General features: G+C 68.7%; 17 protein-coding genes. 7 read left to right on the plus strand and 10 right to left on the minus strand.

The genetic code is table 11. The features are described from left to right. Positions 1-117: 117 nt before the first annotated feature. Positions 118-1,584 (minus strand): CCA tRNA nucleotidyltransferase, encoded by a 1,467-nt coding sequence (locus tag ACFV5H_RS02660; RefSeq protein ID WP_385056308.1) that lies wholly within the window; start codon positions 1,582-1,584, stop codon positions 118-120. Positions 1,585-1,783: 199 nt separating this feature from the next. On the opposite strand from ACFV5H_RS02660, the gene ACFV5H_RS02665 reads away from it, so the two are divergent. From ACFV5H_RS02665 to trxA, 7 genes are all read left to right on the plus strand, one after another. Beyond that, positions 1,784-4,159, plus strand: coding sequence for a DUF6049 family protein (locus tag ACFV5H_RS02665; protein WP_385192387.1), 2,376 nt, complete (start codon positions 1,784-1,786; stop codon positions 4,157-4,159). Positions 4,160-4,203: 44 nt separating this feature from the next. Next, a complete protein-coding gene (gene murJ / locus ACFV5H_RS02670; protein WP_385192389.1) occupies positions 4,204-6,516 on the plus strand; it encodes a murein biosynthesis integral membrane protein MurJ in 2,313 nt (770 codons plus the stop codon). 141 nt (positions 6,517-6,657) lie between these two features. Then, the gene (locus ACFV5H_RS02675; RefSeq protein WP_385056299.1) at positions 6,658-8,382 is read left to right on the plus strand and encodes a protein kinase family protein; all 1,725 of its coding nucleotides are present in this window, start codon (positions 6,658-6,660) and stop codon (positions 8,380-8,382) included. A gap of 31 nt (positions 8,383-8,413) precedes the next feature. Further along, positions 8,414-9,139 (plus strand): RNA polymerase sigma factor SigM, encoded by a 726-nt coding sequence (gene sigM / locus ACFV5H_RS02680; protein WP_385192391.1) that lies wholly within the window; start codon positions 8,414-8,416, stop codon positions 9,137-9,139. Then, a complete protein-coding gene (locus ACFV5H_RS02685; protein ID WP_385056293.1) occupies positions 9,136-10,059 on the plus strand; it encodes an anti-sigma factor family protein in 924 nt (307 codons plus the stop codon). Before sigM ends, ACFV5H_RS02685 begins: the two co-directional genes overlap by 4 nt. A gap of 191 nt (positions 10,060-10,250) precedes the next feature. Then, a complete protein-coding gene (gene trxB, locus ACFV5H_RS02690; protein WP_217130727.1) occupies positions 10,251-11,219 on the plus strand; it encodes a thioredoxin-disulfide reductase in 969 nt (322 codons plus the stop codon). A 41-nt stretch (positions 11,220-11,260) separates the two neighbouring features. Beyond that, positions 11,261-11,599, plus strand: coding sequence for a thioredoxin (trxA, locus tag ACFV5H_RS02695; RefSeq protein ID WP_385056289.1), 339 nt, complete (start codon positions 11,261-11,263; stop codon positions 11,597-11,599). 87 nt (positions 11,600-11,686) lie between these two features. Here trxA and ACFV5H_RS02700 read toward each other — a convergent pair whose 3' ends face one another. The 9 genes from ACFV5H_RS02700 to rpmH form a co-directional block, all read right to left on the minus strand. Further along, the gene (locus tag ACFV5H_RS02700) at positions 11,687-12,304 is read right to left on the minus strand and encodes a GNAT family N-acetyltransferase (protein WP_385192394.1); all 618 of its coding nucleotides are present in this window, start codon (positions 12,302-12,304) and stop codon (positions 11,687-11,689) included. Between the two features lie 327 nt (positions 12,305-12,631). Further along, on the minus strand, positions 12,632-13,732 hold the full coding sequence (locus tag ACFV5H_RS02705) for a ParB/RepB/Spo0J family partition protein (protein ID WP_385056285.1): 1,101 nt from the start codon (positions 13,730-13,732) through the stop codon (positions 12,632-12,634). After that, complete coding sequence (locus ACFV5H_RS02710; RefSeq protein ID WP_383347554.1) at positions 13,729-14,805, minus strand: ParA family protein; 1,077 nt, start codon at positions 14,803-14,805, stop codon at positions 13,729-13,731. The genes ACFV5H_RS02705 and ACFV5H_RS02710 overlap by 4 nt, the downstream gene beginning before the upstream one ends. 291 nt (positions 14,806-15,096) lie before the next feature. Further along, complete coding sequence (rsmG, locus tag ACFV5H_RS02715) at positions 15,097-15,813, minus strand: 16S rRNA (guanine(527)-N(7))-methyltransferase RsmG (RefSeq protein WP_385056283.1); 717 nt, start codon at positions 15,811-15,813, stop codon at positions 15,097-15,099. 122 nt (positions 15,814-15,935) lie between these two features. Next, complete coding sequence (locus ACFV5H_RS02720) at positions 15,936-16,448, minus strand: R3H domain-containing nucleic acid-binding protein (RefSeq protein WP_085573232.1); 513 nt, start codon at positions 16,446-16,448, stop codon at positions 15,936-15,938. Between the two features lie 15 nt (positions 16,449-16,463). Next, a complete protein-coding gene (yidC, locus tag ACFV5H_RS02725) occupies positions 16,464-17,717 on the minus strand; it encodes a membrane protein insertase YidC (protein ID WP_385056279.1) in 1,254 nt (417 codons plus the stop codon). A 3-nt stretch (positions 17,718-17,720) separates the two neighbouring features. Next, positions 17,721-18,095 carry a membrane protein insertion efficiency factor YidD gene (gene yidD / locus ACFV5H_RS02730; RefSeq protein WP_073933323.1) on the minus strand — a complete coding sequence of 125 codons (375 nt, stop codon included), beginning with the start codon at positions 18,093-18,095 and terminating at the stop codon, positions 17,721-17,723. Then, entirely contained in the window at positions 18,092-18,463 is a 372-nt protein-coding gene (rnpA, locus tag ACFV5H_RS02735; RefSeq protein WP_385192396.1) for a ribonuclease P protein component, read from the minus strand. The genes yidD and rnpA overlap by 4 nt, the downstream gene beginning before the upstream one ends. Positions 18,464-18,484: 21 nt before the next feature. Next, complete coding sequence (rpmH, locus tag ACFV5H_RS02740) at positions 18,485-18,622, minus strand: 50S ribosomal protein L34 (protein WP_003956500.1); 138 nt, start codon at positions 18,620-18,622, stop codon at positions 18,485-18,487. Between the last annotated feature and the right edge of the window lie 381 nt (positions 18,623-19,003).

Raw genomic sequence — 19,003 nt, forward strand, 5'->3', positions numbered from 1 at the left:
ACACCCACCAAACCCAATTATAAACACTCGTCTGGGTGGTGTACACACCACAACCCCCACCCATAAGCATGGTCGGGGGCACTTTTTTCACGTGAAACATGACCCCGCTCCATGCTCTCAGCCCTGCTGCCCGGCCCACCACTCCTTGAGTGCCGCCACCGCCGCGCCGTACTCCATCGGACCGTTCTCCAGCCGGAGCTCCAGCAGGTGCTTGTACGCCTGACCGACGGCCGGCCCCGGCTTGACGCCGAGAATCTCCATGATCTGGTTGCCGTCGAGGTCCGGACGGATGGCGTCCAGCTCCTCCTGCTCCTGGAGCTGGGCGATCCGCTCCTCCAGGCCGTCGTACGCACGCGAGAGCGCCGAGGCCTTTCGCTTGTTGCGGGTCGTGCAGTCCGAACGGGTCAGCTTGTGGAGCCGGCCGAGGAGCGGTCCGGCGTCACGGACATAGCGACGCACGGCAGAGTCCGTCCACTCTCCCGTGCCGTAGCCGTGGAAGCGCAGATGGAGCTCGACGAGACGCGAGACGTCCTTCACCAGCTCGTTGGAGTACTTGAGCGCCGTCATGCGCTTCTTGGTCATCTTCGCCCCGACCACCTCGTGGTGGTGGAACGAGACGCGGCCGTCCTTCTCGAAGCGACGCGTGCGCGGCTTGCCGATGTCGTGCAGCAGGGCCGCCAGGCGAAGGGTCAGGTCGGGGCCGTCCTCCTCCAGGGCCATCGCCTGCTCCAGGACGATCAGCGTGTGGTCGTAGACGTCCTTGTGCCGGTGGTGCTCGTCCCGCTCCAGGTGCAGGGCCGGCAGCTCGGGCAGCACGTATTCGGCGATCCCGGTGTCCACGAGCAGGGACAGACCCTTGCGCGGGTGCGTGGAGAGGATCAGCTTGTTCAGCTCGTCCCTTACGCGCTCGGCGGAGACGATCTCGATGCGTCCGGCCATCTCCTTCATCGCCGTGACGACCTCGGATGCCACCTCGAAGTCGAGCTGGGCGGCGAAACGGGCGGCCCGCATCATCCGCAGCGGATCGTCCGAGAAGGACTCCTCGGGCGTGCCCGGGGTGCGCAGCACCCGCGCGGCCAGATCGGCGCGACCGCCGTGCGGATCGATGAACCGCTTCTCCGGCAGCGCGACGGCCATCGCGTTCACCGTGAAGTCACGGCGGACCAGGTCCTCCTCGATGGAGTCGCCGTACGACACCTCCGGCTTGCGCGAAGTGCGGTCGTACGCTTCCGAGCGATAGGTGGTCACCTCGATCTGGAAGCTTCGGTCGACGTCCCCGACGCGGGCTTCCTTCTGCGCGCCGACCGTACCGAAGGCGATCCCGACGTCCCAGACGGCGTCCGCCCAGGGACGCATGATCTTCAGGACGTCCTGCGGGCGGGCGTCGGTCGTGAAGTCCAGATCGTTGCCGAGACGGCCGAGCAGCGCGTCCCGCACCGAGCCGCCCACCAGGGCGAGTGAGAACCCGGCCTCCTGGAAGCGGCGGGCGAGGTCGTCGGCGACAGGGGCGACCCGCAGCAGTTCACTCACGGCGCGGTCCTGCGCCTGGCTCAGGGCACTGGTTTCTTCGTTGGCGTTCGGCACAACAGAAGAGGGTACGTGGCCCGAACCTCCGAAGGCTCCCCCAATAACGCGCGCACGGACACCCCCGCCGATACACGGACAAGCCCACGTCTCCCGATCTTGTGGACCGGTCCGCGGCACTTCCTCCCAGCGCGCCTCGTTACCATGCCTGGACGCACATTCCGACGAACACTGACGAAGACGAGGGACGGGCGAGCGCGTGGCCGAGGCGGCAGACTTCCAGGGGACGAGTCCCTCACCTGCCCGCCGCTGGCTGTGGCGCACCGGAGCCCTGCTCGCCGGAGTGCCCCTGCTGACGGGGCTCGTCCAGCTGCCCGCCGCTCCCTCCGCGGACGCCGCGGGTGCGGACACGGCGCAGGCCGCCTCCGGCGCGGGCTCGGTCTCCGTCTCGGTCGACACCCTCACCCCTTCTGCCCCCACCGAGGACGACACCGTCACCGTGTCCGGAACGGTGACCAACAAGGGCAAGCAGACCGTCACCGACGCCCACGTGGGGCTGCGGGTGGGACCGCTGCTGAACACCCGCTCGGGCATCGACAGCGTCGCCAAGAACAGCACCGACGTGCAGAGCGCCCTCGGCCCGGAGGTCGACGACAAGCACTCCGAGGAGTTCGCCAAGCTCACTCCGGGTGTCTCCCAGCCCTTCACCCTCTCGGTACCGGTGAACAAGCTGGATCTCGGACAGGACGGCGTCTACCAGCTGGCCGTGACGCTCTCCGGACAGACCTCCGCGCAGCAGTGGGAGCAGATCCTCGGCGTCCAGCGGACATTCCTGCCGTGGCAGCCCGACGACGCCGGCACGAAGACGAGGACGACGTTCATGTGGCCGTTGGTCTCCACCGCCCACATGACGGCGGAGACGCGTTCGGACGAGCAGCAGACGCCGGTCTTCCACGACGACGACCTGGCCAAGGAGATCTCCCCGGGCGGCCGGCTGGACCGGATGGTGGCGCTGGGCAAGGACCTCGACGTCACCTGGGTGATCGATCCGGACCTGCTGGCGTCCGTCGAGGCCATGACCGACCGGTACGAGGTCCCCGGCGAGGGTGACGACACCGTTGTCGGCGGCCACCAGGCGGTCGCCAAGCACTGGCTCACCCAGGTGCAGGAGGCCGTGGCGGACAAGGAGGTCGTCGCGCTGCCGTTCGGCGACCCCGACCTGGCCTCCCTCGCACACAACGGCACGTCCGTCACCGGCTCGCTGAGCCACCTCAAGGAAGCCACCGACGTGGCCTCCCGCACCGTTGACGCGATCCTCCACGTCAAGCCCAGCACGGACTTCGTCTGGCCCGTCGACGGCGCCGTCGACCCCTCCATCGTCAAGGTCGCCACATCCGCCGGAGCCGACAAGGTGATCGCCCGCAGCGACACCTTCGAGGAGACCGGCGGCCTGTCGTACACGCCCTCCGCGCCCCGGCCCATCGGCGGCGGCACCACGGCCGTCGTCGCGGACGCGCGGCTGTCCACGGTGTTCCAGGGCGACATGACCAAGGCCTCCACCTCCACGCTCGCGGTGCAGCGGTTCCTGGCCCAGAGCCTGACCCTCGGTCTGCAGACGGGGAAGCAGCGCAGCGTCGTCGTCGCGCCGCAGCGCACGCCGTCCGCGAGCCAGGCCCAGACGATGGCCGAGGCGCTCACGATCCTCCAGGACGGCACCTGGTCCGAGTCGCAGGGCCTCGTGGCCGCCGCCAAGGCCCAGCCGGACCCCGCCGCCACCACCAAGGTCCCCTCGGCCTCCGCGTACCCCTCCTCCTTGCGCAAGCACGAGCTGCCACGGACGACGTTCGAGCAGATCGCCAGGACCCAGGCCAAGCTCGACAAGTTCAAGGTGATCCTCTCCGACCAGTCCCGGGTGGTGACTCCGTTCGGGCGCGCCCTGAACCGGGAGATGTCCGTGTCCTGGCGGGGCCGGCAGTCGGAGGCCGCGATCTACCGGAGCGGTGTCGAGGCCTACCTCGACACGCTCCTCGGCCAGGTCAGACTGATCGACAAGTCGGAGACGAAACTCTCCGGCCGCAGTGCCACCATCCCCGTGACGGTGCAGAACAACCTGGTGCAGGGCGTCGAGCACCTGGTGCTACGCCTCACCTCGACCAACCCGACACGGCTCGAGATCGACGGGGACGCCTACGCGGAGCAGCGCGTCGCGGTCTCCGGCGGCCACAGCCAGTCGGTGAAGTTCACCACGTCCGCCAACGCCAACGGACGGGCGACGGTGGTCGCCCAGCTGTACACGCAGGACGGCCAGAAGTACGGCGAGCCCGTCACGTTCGACGTGAAGGTCACCGAGATCACCGCCACGGTGATGCTGGTCATCGGCGGTGGAGTGCTGCTGCTCGTCCTCGCCGGCTTCCGGATGTACACCCAGCGCAAGCGGGCCGCGGCCCGCGAGGCCCGGGAGCGGGACCACGAGGCGGACGAGGACGCCGACGACCCGCAGAACCCGGAAACCGCCGGAGAGCGTCTCACTCAGGACTCCGGGGCGGACGACCCGGAGCAGCCGAGTGACCCGGCACCGGACACCGCACCGGAGAACGCCGACCCGTCCGGCACGGGTGAGAGAGTGGACCGTTGAGGATGTCGTGGCCGGTGGGCCCGGGACGATGAGGTGGGGTAACCATGAACGCGCCGTACGACGGTGACCGCGGCCATGCCGCGGGCAACTCGGGCTATCCCGAGTCGGACCCCCCGCAGGGTCCGCCGCCCGGGCACGACCAGGTGCCGCAGCCTCCCGCCGACCCGTACCTCCAGGACGCCTACGACCAGGATCCCTACCGGGCACAGGACCTCACCGCCCAGGACCCGGTCGCCGAGGCGCTCTACGACCGCGCCGCGCACCCGCCGCCCCCTCCCGGCGCCTACCCCCCTCAGCAGCCGCTGTACGGGCAGCCGCCCCAGTCCCCGTACGCTCCCGACCCACGGGTGTGGGCCCCGACCCCCGCGCCGGAACCGGACGGACCGACGCAGTACCTGCCGTACGGCGACGACCCGCGCACCACGCAGTTCGTGGGCGTGGACGACCTGGTCGGCCAGGCCGTCGACCAGCGCCACGAGCCGGACGCCTTCGCCCATCTCTTCCGCGACCAGCAGCAGAGCGGCGCCTTCCCCGACCAGCAGCAGGGTGTCGGGCACCCCCAGCAGCACGGCGGCGGACACCCGGCCCACCCGCCGGTGAGCAGCGGGCAGTCCTACGCGCCGGTGCCGGGACCGGCGTCCTCGACGCCCGGCCACTACGCGGGCGCCACGCCGCCTCCCGTCGCCGAGGCTCCCGCACCCGAACCGGCTCCCGCCCCGAAGAAGGGCGGCCGGGCCGGGGGACTGCTGAAGTCGAGCGCCGTGATGGCGGCGGGCACGATGGTGTCCCGCCTCACGGGGTTCGTCCGGTCCGCGATGATCGTCTCGGCGCTCGGCCTCGCCCTGCTGGGCGAGTCGTTCCAGATCGCCTACCAGCTGCCGACGATGATCTACATCCTGACCGTCGGCGGCGGCCTCAACTCCGTCTTCGTGCCGCAACTCGTGCGAGCGATGAAGGAAGACGAGGACGGCGGCGAGGCCTACGCCAACCGCCTGCTGACGCTGGTGATGGTGGCCCTGGCCGCGCTCACCGCCCTCGCGTGGCTGGCCGCCCCGCTCCTGGTGCGCGCGCTGTCGGTCCCGGTCGCCACCGACCCCGCGGCCAACGACGTCGCCGTCACCTTCACCCGTTACTTCCTGCCCTCAATCTTCTTCATGGGCGTTCACGTGGTGATGGGTCAGATCCTCAACGTGCGCGGCCGGTTCGGCGCGATGATGTGGACCCCGGTCCTGAACAACATCGTCATCATCGTCACCCTCGGCACCTTCATCTGGGTCTACGGCACCGCCGCGGACTCGAAGATGGAGGTCACGAACATCCCGCCGGAGGGTCTGCGGCTGCTGGGTGTCGGCGTTCTCCTCGGCCTCGTCGTCCAGGCCCTGGCGATGATCCCGTACCTGCGCGAGACCGGGTTCCGTATCCGCCTGCGCTTCGACTGGAAGGGCCACGGGCTCGGCAAGGCGGCGATGCTCGCCAAGTGGACCATCCTGTTCGTCCTCGCCAACCAGGCGGGCGCGCTGGTCGTCACCCAGCTGGCGACCGCGTCGGTGAAGGACACGGACATCGCGGGAACGGGCTTCAGCGCCTACTCCAACGCCCAGCTGATCTGGGGCCTGCCCCAGGCCATCATCACCGTCTCCCTGATGGCCGCCCTGCTGCCCCGCATCTCGCGCTCGGCGGCCGAGGACGACGGCGGTGCCATCCGGGACGACATCTCCCAGGGCCTGCGCACCACGGCCGTCGCGATCGTGCCGATCGCCTTCGGCTTCGTCTCGCTCGGCATCCCGATGTGCACGCTGATGTTCGGTTCCTCGGGTACCGAAGCGGCCACCAACATGGGCTACATGCTGATGGCCTTCGGCCTCGGCCTGATCCCCTATTCGGTGCAGTACGTCGTCCTGCGGGCCTTCTACGCGTACGAGGACACCCGAACCCCCTTCTACAACACGGTCATCGTGGCCGCGGGCAACGCGATCGCCTCGGGCATCTGCTACGTCGTGCTCCCGGCCCGCTGGGCCGTGGTCGGCATGGCCGCCTCCTACGGCCTGGCCTACGTGATCGGTGTCGGCGTCGCCTGGCGCCGGCTGCGCAAGCGGCTGGGCGGGGACCTGGACGGCGCCCGGGTGCTGCGGACCTACGCCCGGCTGTGCATCGCCTCCGTTCCCGCCGCGCTGCTCAGCGGCGCGGCCTGCTACGGGGTCGTGCAGACGCTCGGCCAGGGCGTCCTGGGCTCGCTCGCGGCACTGCTGGCCGGTGGGGCCGTACTGTTCGGAGTCTTCTTCGTGGCCGCCCGCCGGATGCGGATCGACGAAGTCAACTCGCTGGTCGGTATGGTGCGCGGACGCCTTGGACGCTGAGCCAGGGGGTAGGCGCACAACCATCGTCGGCCACTGTGTGTCGTGCATAGCGGCGGACTGTGGGCACAATTGGTCTCGGCGTCGAACGGCGCGCGACGGACGCCGGCCGACGCGCATGGGATGGGGAGGCAGGGAACGACGGTGGCCGAACGGAGCACAGCTGCCGTCGACGTGGCAGACAACAGCGGCGAGCAGCCGCTGACCGCACAGGCGGACCAGTCCACGGCCGACGGGGTGGCCCAGAACCGGGAGCGGGACACGGACAACGACGAGGCACAGGAGGGCGCCGGGACCGACGGTTCCGCGATGACCTCGCCACCCGAACTGCACAGCGGTCACAAGCTGGCCAGGCGCTACCGCCTCGAGGAGTGCGTCACCCGTCTGGACGGGTTCAGCAGTTGGCGTGCCGTGGACGAGAAGCTCCGCCGCGCCGTCGGCGTGCACATCCTGCCCGCGGATCACGCGCGCGCCCGGTCCGTCCTGGCCGCGGCCCGTTCCGCCGCCCTGCTGGGCGACCCGCGCTTCGTCCAGGTCCTGGACGCCGTCGAGGAGAACGACGTCGTCTACGTCGTCCACGAGTGGCTCCCCGACGCCACGGAACTGACGACGCTCCTGGCGGCCGGCCCGCTGGAGGTGTACGACGCCTACCAGATGGTCAGTCAGATTTCCGCCGCCATGGCCGCGGCCCACCGTGAGGGCCTCGCGCATCTGCGGCTGAACCCCAACGCCGTCCTGCGCACCTCGACCGGCCAGTGGCGCATCCGCGGCCTCGCGGTCAACGCCGCGCTGCGCGGCGTCGGCTCCGACACCCCGCAGCGCACCGACACCGAGTCGATCGGCGCCCTGCTCTACGCGGCACTCACCCAGCGCTGGCCGTACGAGAACGACGCCTACGGCATGTCCGGACTGCCGAAGGACATCGGGCTGATCCCGCCCGACCAGGTGCGCGCCGGTGTCCACCGCGGGCTGTCCGAGCTGGCCATGCGGGCGCTCGCCAACGACGGCGCCACGGCCTCGCGCCACGAGTCGGCGTGCACCACACCCGAGGAACTGGTGAAGGCGATCGGCGAGATGCCCCGCATCCGCCCGCCGGAGCCCGCGTTCACCACCCCGCCCGACTACCAGCGCACCACGTACCAGCAGGGCACCTACGGCCGTCCGGCGCCGCACCCCGGTGTCACCCAGCCGGTGCCGACTCCGCCTCCTCCGCTGCAGAGCCGCACGGGCAAGGCGCTGAAGTGGGCCGTCTCGGCCCTGCTGATCGCCGCGCTCGGCCTGGGCAGCTGGCAGCTCGCGGACGCGCTCCTGGAGCAGGACAAACAGTCCGACGACACCAACCAGACCCAGACGACGGACGGCGGCGACGACAAGAACGAGGACAAGCCCAAGCCGGCCAAGCCGCTCGGTATCGAGGGCGCCCAGGAGTACGTGGCCGAGGGGGAAGCCCAGCACCCGGGCGATGTCGGCCTGACGTACGACGACAGCACGACGACGGGATGGCGGACCAACAGCTACACGGACGGTCCGAAGATAGTGATCAAGCCCGGAGTCGGCATCGTCTACGATCTCGGCTCCGACCAGGAGGTGTCGTCCGCGACGCTCTCCCTGCGCTATGGCGGTGATCACACCACCGTCAAGCTGTACGCCACCGACTCATTGAGCTCGTCCACACCGCTGAGCTCGATGGAGGAGCTGGGTGAGACGACGACGAACAGCACTTCCGCGAAGGTGGCGGTCGACAAGCCGGTGAAGAGCCGCTACGTGCTGGTGTGGCTGACCGCGATGCCGTACTCCGGCCAGGATTCCGTCAACTACAGCCAGCCCGGATACAAGCAGGCCATCACCGACATCAAAATCCTCGGCTGACAGCTCACCGCATCCCAGGGGAGGGGGTCCGATGGCAGACGACAGCGCCTACGGCGACGTCAGTGATCAGGACCTCCTCGCCCGCCATGTGGAGGGCGACCCCGAGGCCTTCGGTGAACTCGTGCGGCGTCACCGCGACCGGCTCTGGGCCGTGGCGCTGCGGACGCTCGGTGACCGCGAGGAAGCCGCTGACGCCGTCCAGGACGCCCTCGTCTCCGCCTACCGGGCCGCCCACACCTTCCGAGGCCAGTCGGCCGTCACGACATGGCTGCACCGGATCACGGTGAACGCCTGTCTGGACCGCGCCCGCAAGGCGGCCTCCCGCAAGACCGCTCCGGTCGACGACACGGAGCGCCTGGAGCAGTTGCTCGAACCCCACGAGTCCGCCTCCGCGCCCGCGGAGCGCAACGATCTGCACCGCCAGCTCATCGAAGCCATGGGCACCCTCCCGCCCGATCAGCGGGCCGCGCTCGTCCTCGTGGACATGCAGGGCTATCCGGTCGCCGAAGCCGCCCGCATCCTCGATGTGCCCACCGGCACGGTGAAGAGCCGCTGTGCACGGGGCAGAGCCAGACTCCTGCCCCTGCTCTCCCATCTACGGCCGGACGGCCCCGGTGAGAACGGAAGACAGGGTGAGGGACGGAACCGGACGCAGGGGACGTCCGTCCCACCCGCAGCGGGTCCGCGGCAAGCGGATCCGCCGGACCCAGGATCGAACGACCCGGCTGCGGTGAAGGGCGGAGGTGGGCGAGCGTGACGTCGACGACAGACATGGCGGAGCACCCGGACGTCGCGGAGATCTCCGATCTGACCGAGGGACTCCTCCCGTCTGCCCGAAGTGCCGACGTGCGTCGGCATCTGGACGAGTGCGCGCTCTGCGCGGACGTCCACGCCTCTCTCGAGGAGATCCGGGACCTGCTCGGTACGGCGCCGGGTCCACCCCGCATGCCCGCCGAGGTGGCAGGCCGCATCGACGCCGCGCTGGCCGCGGAAGCCCTGCTGCACGCCACGGCGCCGGAGCCGGAGTCAGAGGCCGCCGGGGAGCCCACCGATGCGTCTCCCGCATCCTCCGACGACGATCCTGTGCATGTTTCACGTGAAACATCGGCGTCCCAGGACCGGCCGACCGGGCGCCCCCGCTCCACCACGACCGGACCGGGACGCAAGAGTCGTCTGCGCGGGGGCCGCCGCCGGGTCGCCGTCCTGGGGACCGTGTTCACGGTCGCCGCTCTGGGGCTCGGGTCGGTGGTGCTGTCCTCCATGAACGGCGGCACCGGCCAGGAAGAGGGAACCCGGACGACCGCCTCGGACACCTTCTCCGAAGGGAAACTGGAGAAGCAGGTCACCGATCTCCTCGCACAGAGCCAGGGGAAGGTGAAGGGCCCCGGCACCGTCCACACACTCGGGTCGCAGTCGGAGTCCGACGCCGTCAATCCCAGGGTCCTCAAGGAGCCCGCGGTGCCCAAGTGCGTCAGCGACGGCATCGGCCGCAACGACGCCGCACTCGCCACCGAGACGGGTACCTACAAAGGGAAGGACGCTCTGCTCGTCGTGCTTCCCGACCCCTCGGACGACACTCGTGTGACCGCGTACATCGTCGAGGCGACCTGTGTGGACAACCCGTCCGCGGCCGCCACGGCGAAGGTTCTGCTGAAGCACTCCTACACGCGCTCCTGACGACCGACGCTTCGTCTCCCTCCTGCGTGGTATCCCGTACGGTGTGCGCTTCTCCCTGTCGGCAGCCCGCCGTGCCCGTGTGCCCGGACACGGCGGGAATGCGCGCCCCTTAGGATCCGTTGGACGGGGTGAGAGTTCCGAAAGAAGCTTCCCCGGTCGACCGACGCAGACCAGAGACGAGGAAACAAGCCGTGAGCGACGTTCGTAACGTGATCATCATCGGCTCGGGGCCCGCCGGCTACACGGCGGCGCTCTACACCGCCCGTGCGTCGCTGAAGCCCTTGGTGTTCGAGGGCGCCGTCACCGCCGGCGGCGCGCTGATGAACACCACCGAGGTCGAGAACTTCCCCGGCTTCCAGGACGGCATCATGGGCCCTGAGCTCATGGACAACATGCGGGCCCAGGCGGAGCGCTTCGGTGCCGAGCTCGTCCCGGACGACGTGGTCGCCGTCGACCTGACCGGTGAGATCAAGACCGTCACGGACACCGCCGGCACGGTCCACAAGGCGAAGGCCGTCATCGTCACCACCGGCTCGCAGCACCGCAAGCTCGGTCTCCCGAACGAGGACGCCCTCTCCGGCCGCGGCGTCTCGTGGTGTGCCACCTGTGACGGGTTCTTCTTCAAGGACCACGACATCGCTGTGATCGGCGGTGGCGACACCGCGATGGAGGAGGCCACCTTCCTCTCCCGCTTCGCCAAGTCCGTGACGATCGTCCACCGCCGTGACACCCTGCGCGCCTCCAAGGCGATGCAGGAGCGTGCCTTCGCCGACCCGAAGATCTCGTTCGTCTGGGACAGCGAGGTCGCCGAGGTCCAGGGCGACCAGAAGCTCTCGGGCCTGAAGCTGCGCAACGTCAAGACCGGCGAGCTCTCGGACCTGGCGGTGACCGGTCTGTTCATCGCGATCGGCCACGACCCGCGCACCGAGCTCTTCAAGGGCCAGCTGGAGCTGGACGAGGAGGGCTACCTGAAGGTCGAGGCGCCCTCGACGCGCACGAACCTCACCGGTGTCTTCGGCGCCGGCGACGTGGTCGACCACACCTACCGCCAGGCGATCACCGCGGCCGGTACGGGCTGTTCCGCCGCCCTCGACGCCGAGCGCTTCCTCGCCGCTCTTGCGGACGAGGAGAAGGCCGAACCCGAGAAGACCGCTGTCTGACCCCCACCCTCCCCACGCACCAACCAGATAAGGAGCCCGCTGTGGCCGGCACCCTGAAGCATGTGACCGACGACTCCTTCGAGCAGGACGTCCTCAAGAACGACAAGCCCGTCCTGGTGGACTTCTGGGCCGCCTGGTGCGGTCCGTGCCGCCAGATCGCCCCGTCCCTCGAAGCCATCGCCGCCGAGTACGGCAACGAGATCGAGATCGTCAAGCTGAACATCGACGAGAACCCGGCCACGGCCGCCAAGTACGGCGTCATGTCCATCCCGACCCTGAACGTCTACCAGGGTGGCGAGGTCGCCAAGACCATCGTCGGCGCCAAGCCGAAGGCCGCGATCGTCCGCGACCTCGAGGAGTTCATCACTGTCGCCAAGTGATGATCGACCGCCTCACCGGCGGCGCATGTTTCACGTGAAACACGAATGGGCCGGCCCATCTGGGTCGGCCCATTCGTATGAGGAGCGTTAGAGGGGACGCAGCGCCGGCTCCTTCTGCACGGCCCCGAGCAGCCGGTCCAACGCCATCTCGACGTCTTCCTTCCAGGAGAGCGTCGTCCTCAGTTCCAGCCTCAGCCGGGGGTGGGTGGGGTGCTGCCGGACCGTCTTGAAGCCCACGGCCAGCAAGTGGTCGGCGGGCAGGACGCAGGCCGGCTCCTTCCAGCGGGCGTCACCGAACGCCTCGACCGCCTTGAAGCCCCGGCGCAGCAGGTCCTTGGCCACCGTCTGCACCATCACCCGGCCCAGCCCCTGCCCCTGGTACCCCGGCATGATGAACGCGGTCATCAACTGCACCGCGTCAGGCGACACGGGGCTGGTGGGGAACGCCGTGGAGCGTGGCACATAGGCGGGGGGAGCGTAGAGGACGAAGCCCACCGGGACGTCATCGACGTAGACGACTCTTCCGCAGGACCCCCAGTCCAGGAGCACGGCCGAGATCCACGACTCCTTCTCGACCGCGGAGGTTCCCGCTTTTACCGCTGCCTCGCCGCTGACGGGGTCGAGTTCCCAGAAGACGCACGAGCGGCAACGCTGGGGGAGGTCCGGAAGGTTGTCCAGCGTGAGCGGTACGAGCCGACGGCCCATGAAGGCTGTTCCTCGCTTCCTTCGCCCGCTGCCTCGCGGGCGGCTGTCAGAGCGCTCCGTTCCCTGAGCAGGCTACCGATGAAGCCGCTGACGGCGCCCACCCCCAGCCCCGCGCTCACCAGTCCGGTGCGGCTCGTCATTCGCATGGCCCTTGCCTTGCTCTCAGAGGTACTGCCGGGTGGATGCGCCCTGTCCGAACGCATCGTATCCATGAAGCGATTCCATCGATACCGCCAAAAAGCAAAGGGCGGACCGTGTTCCGGTACACACCGGACACGGTCCGCCCCTGGTCACCCGGTCGGCTGCTCGGCCGCACGTGGCGAGGGATCAGGACTCGGTCTCCACGGAGTCGTCGTCCACCGGACTCTTCTGCAGAACGGGCCCCTCACCCGGAGCGAGGGTGCCGAGAATGCGCTCGAGGTCCTCCATGGAGGCGAACTCGACGGTGATCTTGCCCTTCTTCTGCCCCAGGTCGACCTTCACCCGCGTCTCGAAGCGATCCGAGAGACGTGTCGCCAGATCCGTCAATGCCGGCGAGACAAGAGCCCCGGCGCGCGGCCCCTTGGACCGCCGATCCTTCTGGGGATGCGAACCCATCAGGGTCACGATCTCCTCGACCGCCCGCACCGACAGCCCTTCGGCCACGATCCGGTGGGCCAGCCGGTCCTGCTCCTCCGCGTCCTCGACGGACAGCAGCGCGCGTGCGTGTCCGGCGGACAGCACACCGGCGGCGACCTTGCGCTGAACGGTCGGGGAGAGCTTCAGCAGGCGCAAAGTGTTGGACACCTGTGGCCGGGACCGGCCGATGCGGTCCGCCAGCTGGTCGTGCGTGCAGTTGAAGTCCTTCAGCAACTGGTCGTAGGCGGCGGCCTCTTCCAGCGGGTTCAACTGGGCACGGTGCAGGTTCTCCAACAGCGCGTCCAGGAGGAGCTTCTCGTCCTCCGTGGCCCGTACGATCGCCGGGATCGCCTCGAGTCCCGCCTCACGGCAGGCACGCCATCGCCGCTCACCCATGATGAGCTCATAGCGTGCGGACCCCACCTGCCGTACGACGACCGGCTGGAGGAGACCGACCTCCTTGATGGAGGTGATGAGCTCGGACAGCGCGTCCTCGTCGAAGATATCGCGCGGCTGCCGAGGGTTCGGCGTGATGGCATCGAGGGGGATCTCGGCGAAGTGTGCGCCCATGGGTGGCGCGGGTACGGCCGCAGCGCCATGAATCGAGGCCTCATCCGTTTCACGTGAAACATCCGACAGCGTGGCCACCTTCGCGGCGGCCACCCCTCGCTCGTTCGGCAGTATCGGCATCGTCGCAGAAGACGGGGAGACGCTGCCGCCCACCGCGGACGGCGTCACCGTCTTCTCTGTCGGGGCAGCGGGGATCAGTGCGCCAAGACCACGACCCAGCCCCCTCCGTCGCTCGCTCACTGGACGCCCTCCACCATGCTCGGATCGTTCTGCCGTACGCCGAGGTGGGCCTGCGATGCGTCATAGCTGACGCCGACACCCCTCAGCGCAATCTCTCGTGCCGCCTCGAAGTAGGAGAGGGCACCGCTTGATCCAGGATCGTAAGTCAGCACCGTCTGCCCGTAGCTCGGCGCCTCCGAGATACGGACGGAGCGGGGAATGCTCGTCCGCAGTACCTCGTCGCCGAAGTGGGTGCGCACCTCGTCCGCGACCTGCGACGCGAGGCGCGTCCGGCCGTCGTACATGGTGAGCAGGATCGTCGACACGTGCAGAGTGGGGTTGAGGTGCCCCCGCACCAGGTCGACGTTGCGCAGCAGCTGCCCCAGCCCCTCCAGCGCGTAGTACTCGCACTGGATAGGGATCAGGACCTCCTGGCCGGCCACCATCGCGTTGACCGTCAGCAGGCCGAGCGAGGGCGGACAGTCGATGAGGATGTAGTCCAGTGGCTGCTCGTACGCCTGGATCGCCCGCTGTAGCCGGCTCTCTCGCGCCACCAGCGACACCAGCTCGATCTCCGCACCGGCGAGATCGATCGTGGCGGGTGCGCAGAAGAGTCCCTCGACATCGGGGACCGGCTGGACGACCTCCGCGAGCGGCTTGCTCTCCACCAGAACGTCATAGATGGAGGGGACCTCGGCATGGTGGTCGATGCCCAGGGCTGTGGACGCATTGCCCTGGGGGTCGAGGTCGATCACCAGGACACGGCTGCCGTGCAGAGCGAGCGACGCGGCAAGGTTGACGGTGGTCGTCGTCTTGCCGACACCGCCCTTCTGGTTGGCGACCACGATGACACGGGTCTGCTCGGGCCGTGGCAGGCCCTCACCGGCTCGTCCCAGAGCCTCCACCGCCAGTTGGGCAGCACGACCGATGGGAGTGTCGTCCATCGGAGGCGGTGTTTCACGTGAAACATCCACTCCCGTCGACTCGGTACGGGGACCGGGGACCGGATCGGTCATCGGTCCCGCGATGTTGGCGTCGGACCGCAAGGATTCACTCTCCTCGACTTCAGGCTCGCTATGAACAGAGCCTCCCATGCCTTCGGGGTCGTGAACCAGTGAGCCCTGACGTTCTGTGGAGAAAACCACCTCTGTGGACAACTCCACACCTCTTGAGGAGGCCGGTGCCTTGTCGGGAACAGGAGCCTCTCCGAGCGAACCGAGAGGCTTCCGGTCACGAGGTTCGGCCGCGGCGCGGCCCCGACTGATGATGCCGTGCAGCAGTGAGCGATGTTTCACGTGAAACACGATGCACAGGGGCCGAGGCGGCACCGCCGCGACACTCCGGCATGCATGGGTTCGGCAGCTTGTGTGGAGTACGTCCGGCCCTCAGCGCCGACGCCTGGCCCGTCCCGTACGGGCGGCCTTCGCGCGCTTCGCCGCGAACCGCACACCGCCCGGACTCTCGCCGACCTCGACCCGCACCACCGTGGACATCGGATCCACGACGCCCTCGCCCACATGCACGATGGATGTCTCCACGGCACCGAGCTTACTCAGCGCCGTCGCCGCGCTCTTCAGCTCCTCCTCCGCGGTGTCGCCCTTGAGCGCCAGCATCTCGCCGTAGGGCCGCAGCAGAGGAATGCCCCATGTGGCGAGGCGGTCGAGCGGAGCCACGGCGCGAGCAGTCACCACGTGCACCGAAGGCAGCTTCCCCATGACCTCCTCGGCCCGGCCACGTACGACCGTCACGTGGTCCAGTCCGAGCAGCTCGACGACCTCGGTCAGGAAGTTGGTACGCCGGAGCAGCGGCTCCAGCAGAGTGATCTTGATGTCCTCCCGGACCAGTGCCAGGGGGATGCCCGGCAGGCCGGCACCCGAGCCCACATCGCACACCGTCACCCCCTCGGGCACGACCTCCGAGAGCACCGCGCAGTTCAGCAGATGCCGCTCCCACAGGCGGGGCACCTCACGCGGCCCGATCAAGCCGCGCTGCACGCCCGCCTCGGCGAGCAGCTCCGCGTACCGGACCGCGTCCTCGAAGCGATCTCCGAACACCTCGCGTGCCTGCTCGGGCGCGGGGGGAAGCTCCGCTGCCTCCGTCACGGGGGACCGTCCTTCCGTACCGTGCCGGCACCGGGCGCCGACACCAGAACCACAGAACTATCAGGCTGACAAAGTTCGGCCCCGTCTGCGCAACAGACGGGGCCGGTGGAACGTAGAGCCGATCAGGCGGGAAGCACGACGACGAAGCGCTGCGGCTCCTCGCCCTCGGACTCGCTGCGCAGGCCGGCCGTCTTGACCGCGTCGTGCACGACCTTGCGCTCGAACGGCGTCATCGGGTCCAGCCTCACGGCCTTGCCGCTGCTCTTGGCCTCGGCCGCGGCCTTGGCGCCCAGCTCGGACAGCTCGGTCCGCTTCTTGGCCCGGTAGCCGGCGATGTCGAGCATGAGACGGCTGCGGTCCCCGGTCTCCCGGTGCACGGCCAGACGTGTGAGCTCCTGGAGCGCCTCCAGCACCTCACCGTCACGACCCACCAGCTTCTGCAGGTCACGGCTGCCCGTGTCGCTGATGATCGAGACGGAGGCGCGGTCGGCCTCGACGTCCATGTCGATGTCGCCGTCGAGGTCGGCGATGTCGAGCAGACCCTCCAGATAGTCCGCCGCGATCTCACCCTCCTGCTCCAGGCGGGTCAGGGTGTCTGCGCCCTCGGCAGCGGCGGAGGTGGTGCCTTCCGTCACGGGATGGACTCCTTCTTACTTCTTGGACGGGGACTTGGGCCGCTGCGGACCCTTGCGCTGCCCGGACTGGGCCCTGCTGCGGGTACTGCCGGCGGACTTGGCGTTGTCCTTCTTGGCGGGGCCGGCGGGCTTGGCGTCCTCGGGCTCGTCGGACTTGGTCAGCGAGGTGGGCTCACCGGCCGCCTTGGCCGTGCCGGACTGGCGCTGGGACTTGGTCTGCCGCTTGGGCTGCTGCCGCTTGACGGCGGCCTCTTCCTCGGCCTGAGCGGCGGCCGTGCTCTCGCTCTTGATCACCGTGCCGTCGGCCTGGGCCGCGAGGCCCTCCTTGTTCAGACCGTTGACGAACTTGCGCTCGTACTCGTTGCGGTCCCGGCCCTTCGCGACGATGGCCTTGACGATGGCGCGCTCACCGCGGCTGCGGGTCTTGCCGTGCTTGGAGACGCTCTTGGAGAGGCGCTCCAGGTACGCGGCCTGGGCCTTGGAGCCCGGCGTGGGGTTGTTGTGGATGACGTACATCTGCTGGCCCATGGTCCACACGTTGGTGGTCAGCCAGTAGACGAGGACACCGACCGGGAAGTTGATGCCGAAGACGGCGAAGATGACGGGGAAGACGTACATCAGCATCTTCTGCTGCTGCATGAACGGCGTCTTCACCGTGGTGTCGACGTTCTTCGTCATCAGCTGGCGCTGCGTGTAGAACTGCGACAGCGACATCAGGACGATCATGATCGCCGTGACGACACGGACATCGGTCAGCGAGGCGTTGAGCGCCTCGACCTTGTCCGCGCTGTCCGTGAACTTCGCCGCGAGCGGGGCACCGAAGATGTGGGCCTTCTGCGCGCTCTCCAGCAGACGCTCGTTGATCACACCGATGGTGTCACCCGACGCGATGCTGTTGAGCACGTGGTAGAGGGCGAAGAAGAACGGCGACTGCGCCAGGATGGGAAGGCACGAGGAGAGCGGGTTGGTACCCGTCTCCTTGTACAGCTTCATCATCTCTTCGGACTGGCGCTGCCGGTCGTTCTTGTAGCGCTCCTGGATCTTCTTCATCTCCGGCTGGAGCGTCTGCATCGCGCGCGTCGCCTTGATCTGCTTCACGAAGAGCGGGATCAGGCAGATACGGATCAGAATCACCAGGGACACGATGGACAGGCCCCAGGCCCAACCGGTGTCAGGGCCGAAAATGGCGCCGTACACGCTGTGGAACTGGACGATGACCCAGGAGACAGGTGTCGTGATGAAGCTGAAGAGGCTGGCAATCGTGTCCACTGATCATGCTCCTTGGGCATGGGACGGGGTCTCTGCGGCCGGGCTCGAAGGGCTCGTCGGACCTGTGGGAGAGGTCCGCCCCTCGGTGGCCGGTTCGGCGGCGGAGGTCCCGCCCCTGCGTGCACGCCAGGCGTCACGCAGCATTTCGTGCCACCGCGGACGCTTGCGCGGCGGAACATGGTCCACACCACCCGGCGACCACGGATTGCACCGAAGGATGCGCCAGGCCGTGAGCGCTGTGCCCTTGATGGCACCGTGCCGGTCGATGGCCGTGTAGCCGTAGTGGGAACACGACGGGTAGTACCTGCACACCGGTCCCAGCAGCGGACTGATCGTCCACTGGTAGATCTTGATCAGAACCAGCAGCGGGTACTTCATCGCGCGCCCCCTCCCAGCAGCCGCCGCAGGGCGGCATCCAGGTCTCGGGCCAGTTGTGCATGGTCGGCGTCACCCGCACCGGGCAGCGCTCGTACGACTACCAGGCTACCGGGGGGCAACTGGTCGATTCGCTCGCGCATCAGATGGCGAAGCCTGCGCTTCACCTTGTTGCGCACCACCGCACCGCCCACGGCCTTGCTCACGACGAAACCCGCACACGACGGGGGAGCGCTCTCCCCAGGCGCATGCGGGTCCGTGGCACCGCTACGAAGATGGACGACGAGATGCCGGCTTCCTGCCCGGCGCCCTCGTCGTACCGCGGTCGCGAAGTCCTCGCGCCGCCTCAGCCGGTTCTCGGTGGGCAGCACGACGGCATGACCTGACCGGGATCAGGCGGACAGACGGGCGCGACCCTTGCTACGGCGGGACGCGAGAATCGCGCGGCCGGCACGGGTGCGCATACGCAGCCGGAAGCCGTGGGTCTTGGCGCGACGACGGTTGTTCGGCTGGAAGGTGCGCTTGCTCACTCGGGGGCTCCAGAAAGACTCGGTGTTTGCGGGGTGCCGTCCTGGCTGTCACCGTGCGCCCACGAGTAGCTCGCGTTACGCCCGAGTGCACCGCTGACCGATCACCTTGCGTGATCTGTGCCCATCGGAGGCAGGCGGCAGCAGCCATCGACAACTCGACCTGGTCACGGTACGCGCGGCTGCGCCATTCGGTCAAACCGGCGACGACTGAGGGACACTTGTCCACAGCCTGGGGACAACAACTTGAACCGTACCGGCCGCGCTGACTACCGTGGCTTGACTCCGGTTCGTTCCCTTGACGAGTCGTTTCCTTGATCCCCCCACCACCCGATTCACATCCCGACCCGTCCTCCGCATCACACGATCGAAGGACCTGTGAGA

This window comes from Streptomyces sp. NPDC059787, assembly GCF_042732315.1.
Taxonomy (GTDB): Bacteria; Actinomycetota; Actinomycetes; order Streptomycetales; family Streptomycetaceae; genus Streptomyces; species Streptomyces atrovirens.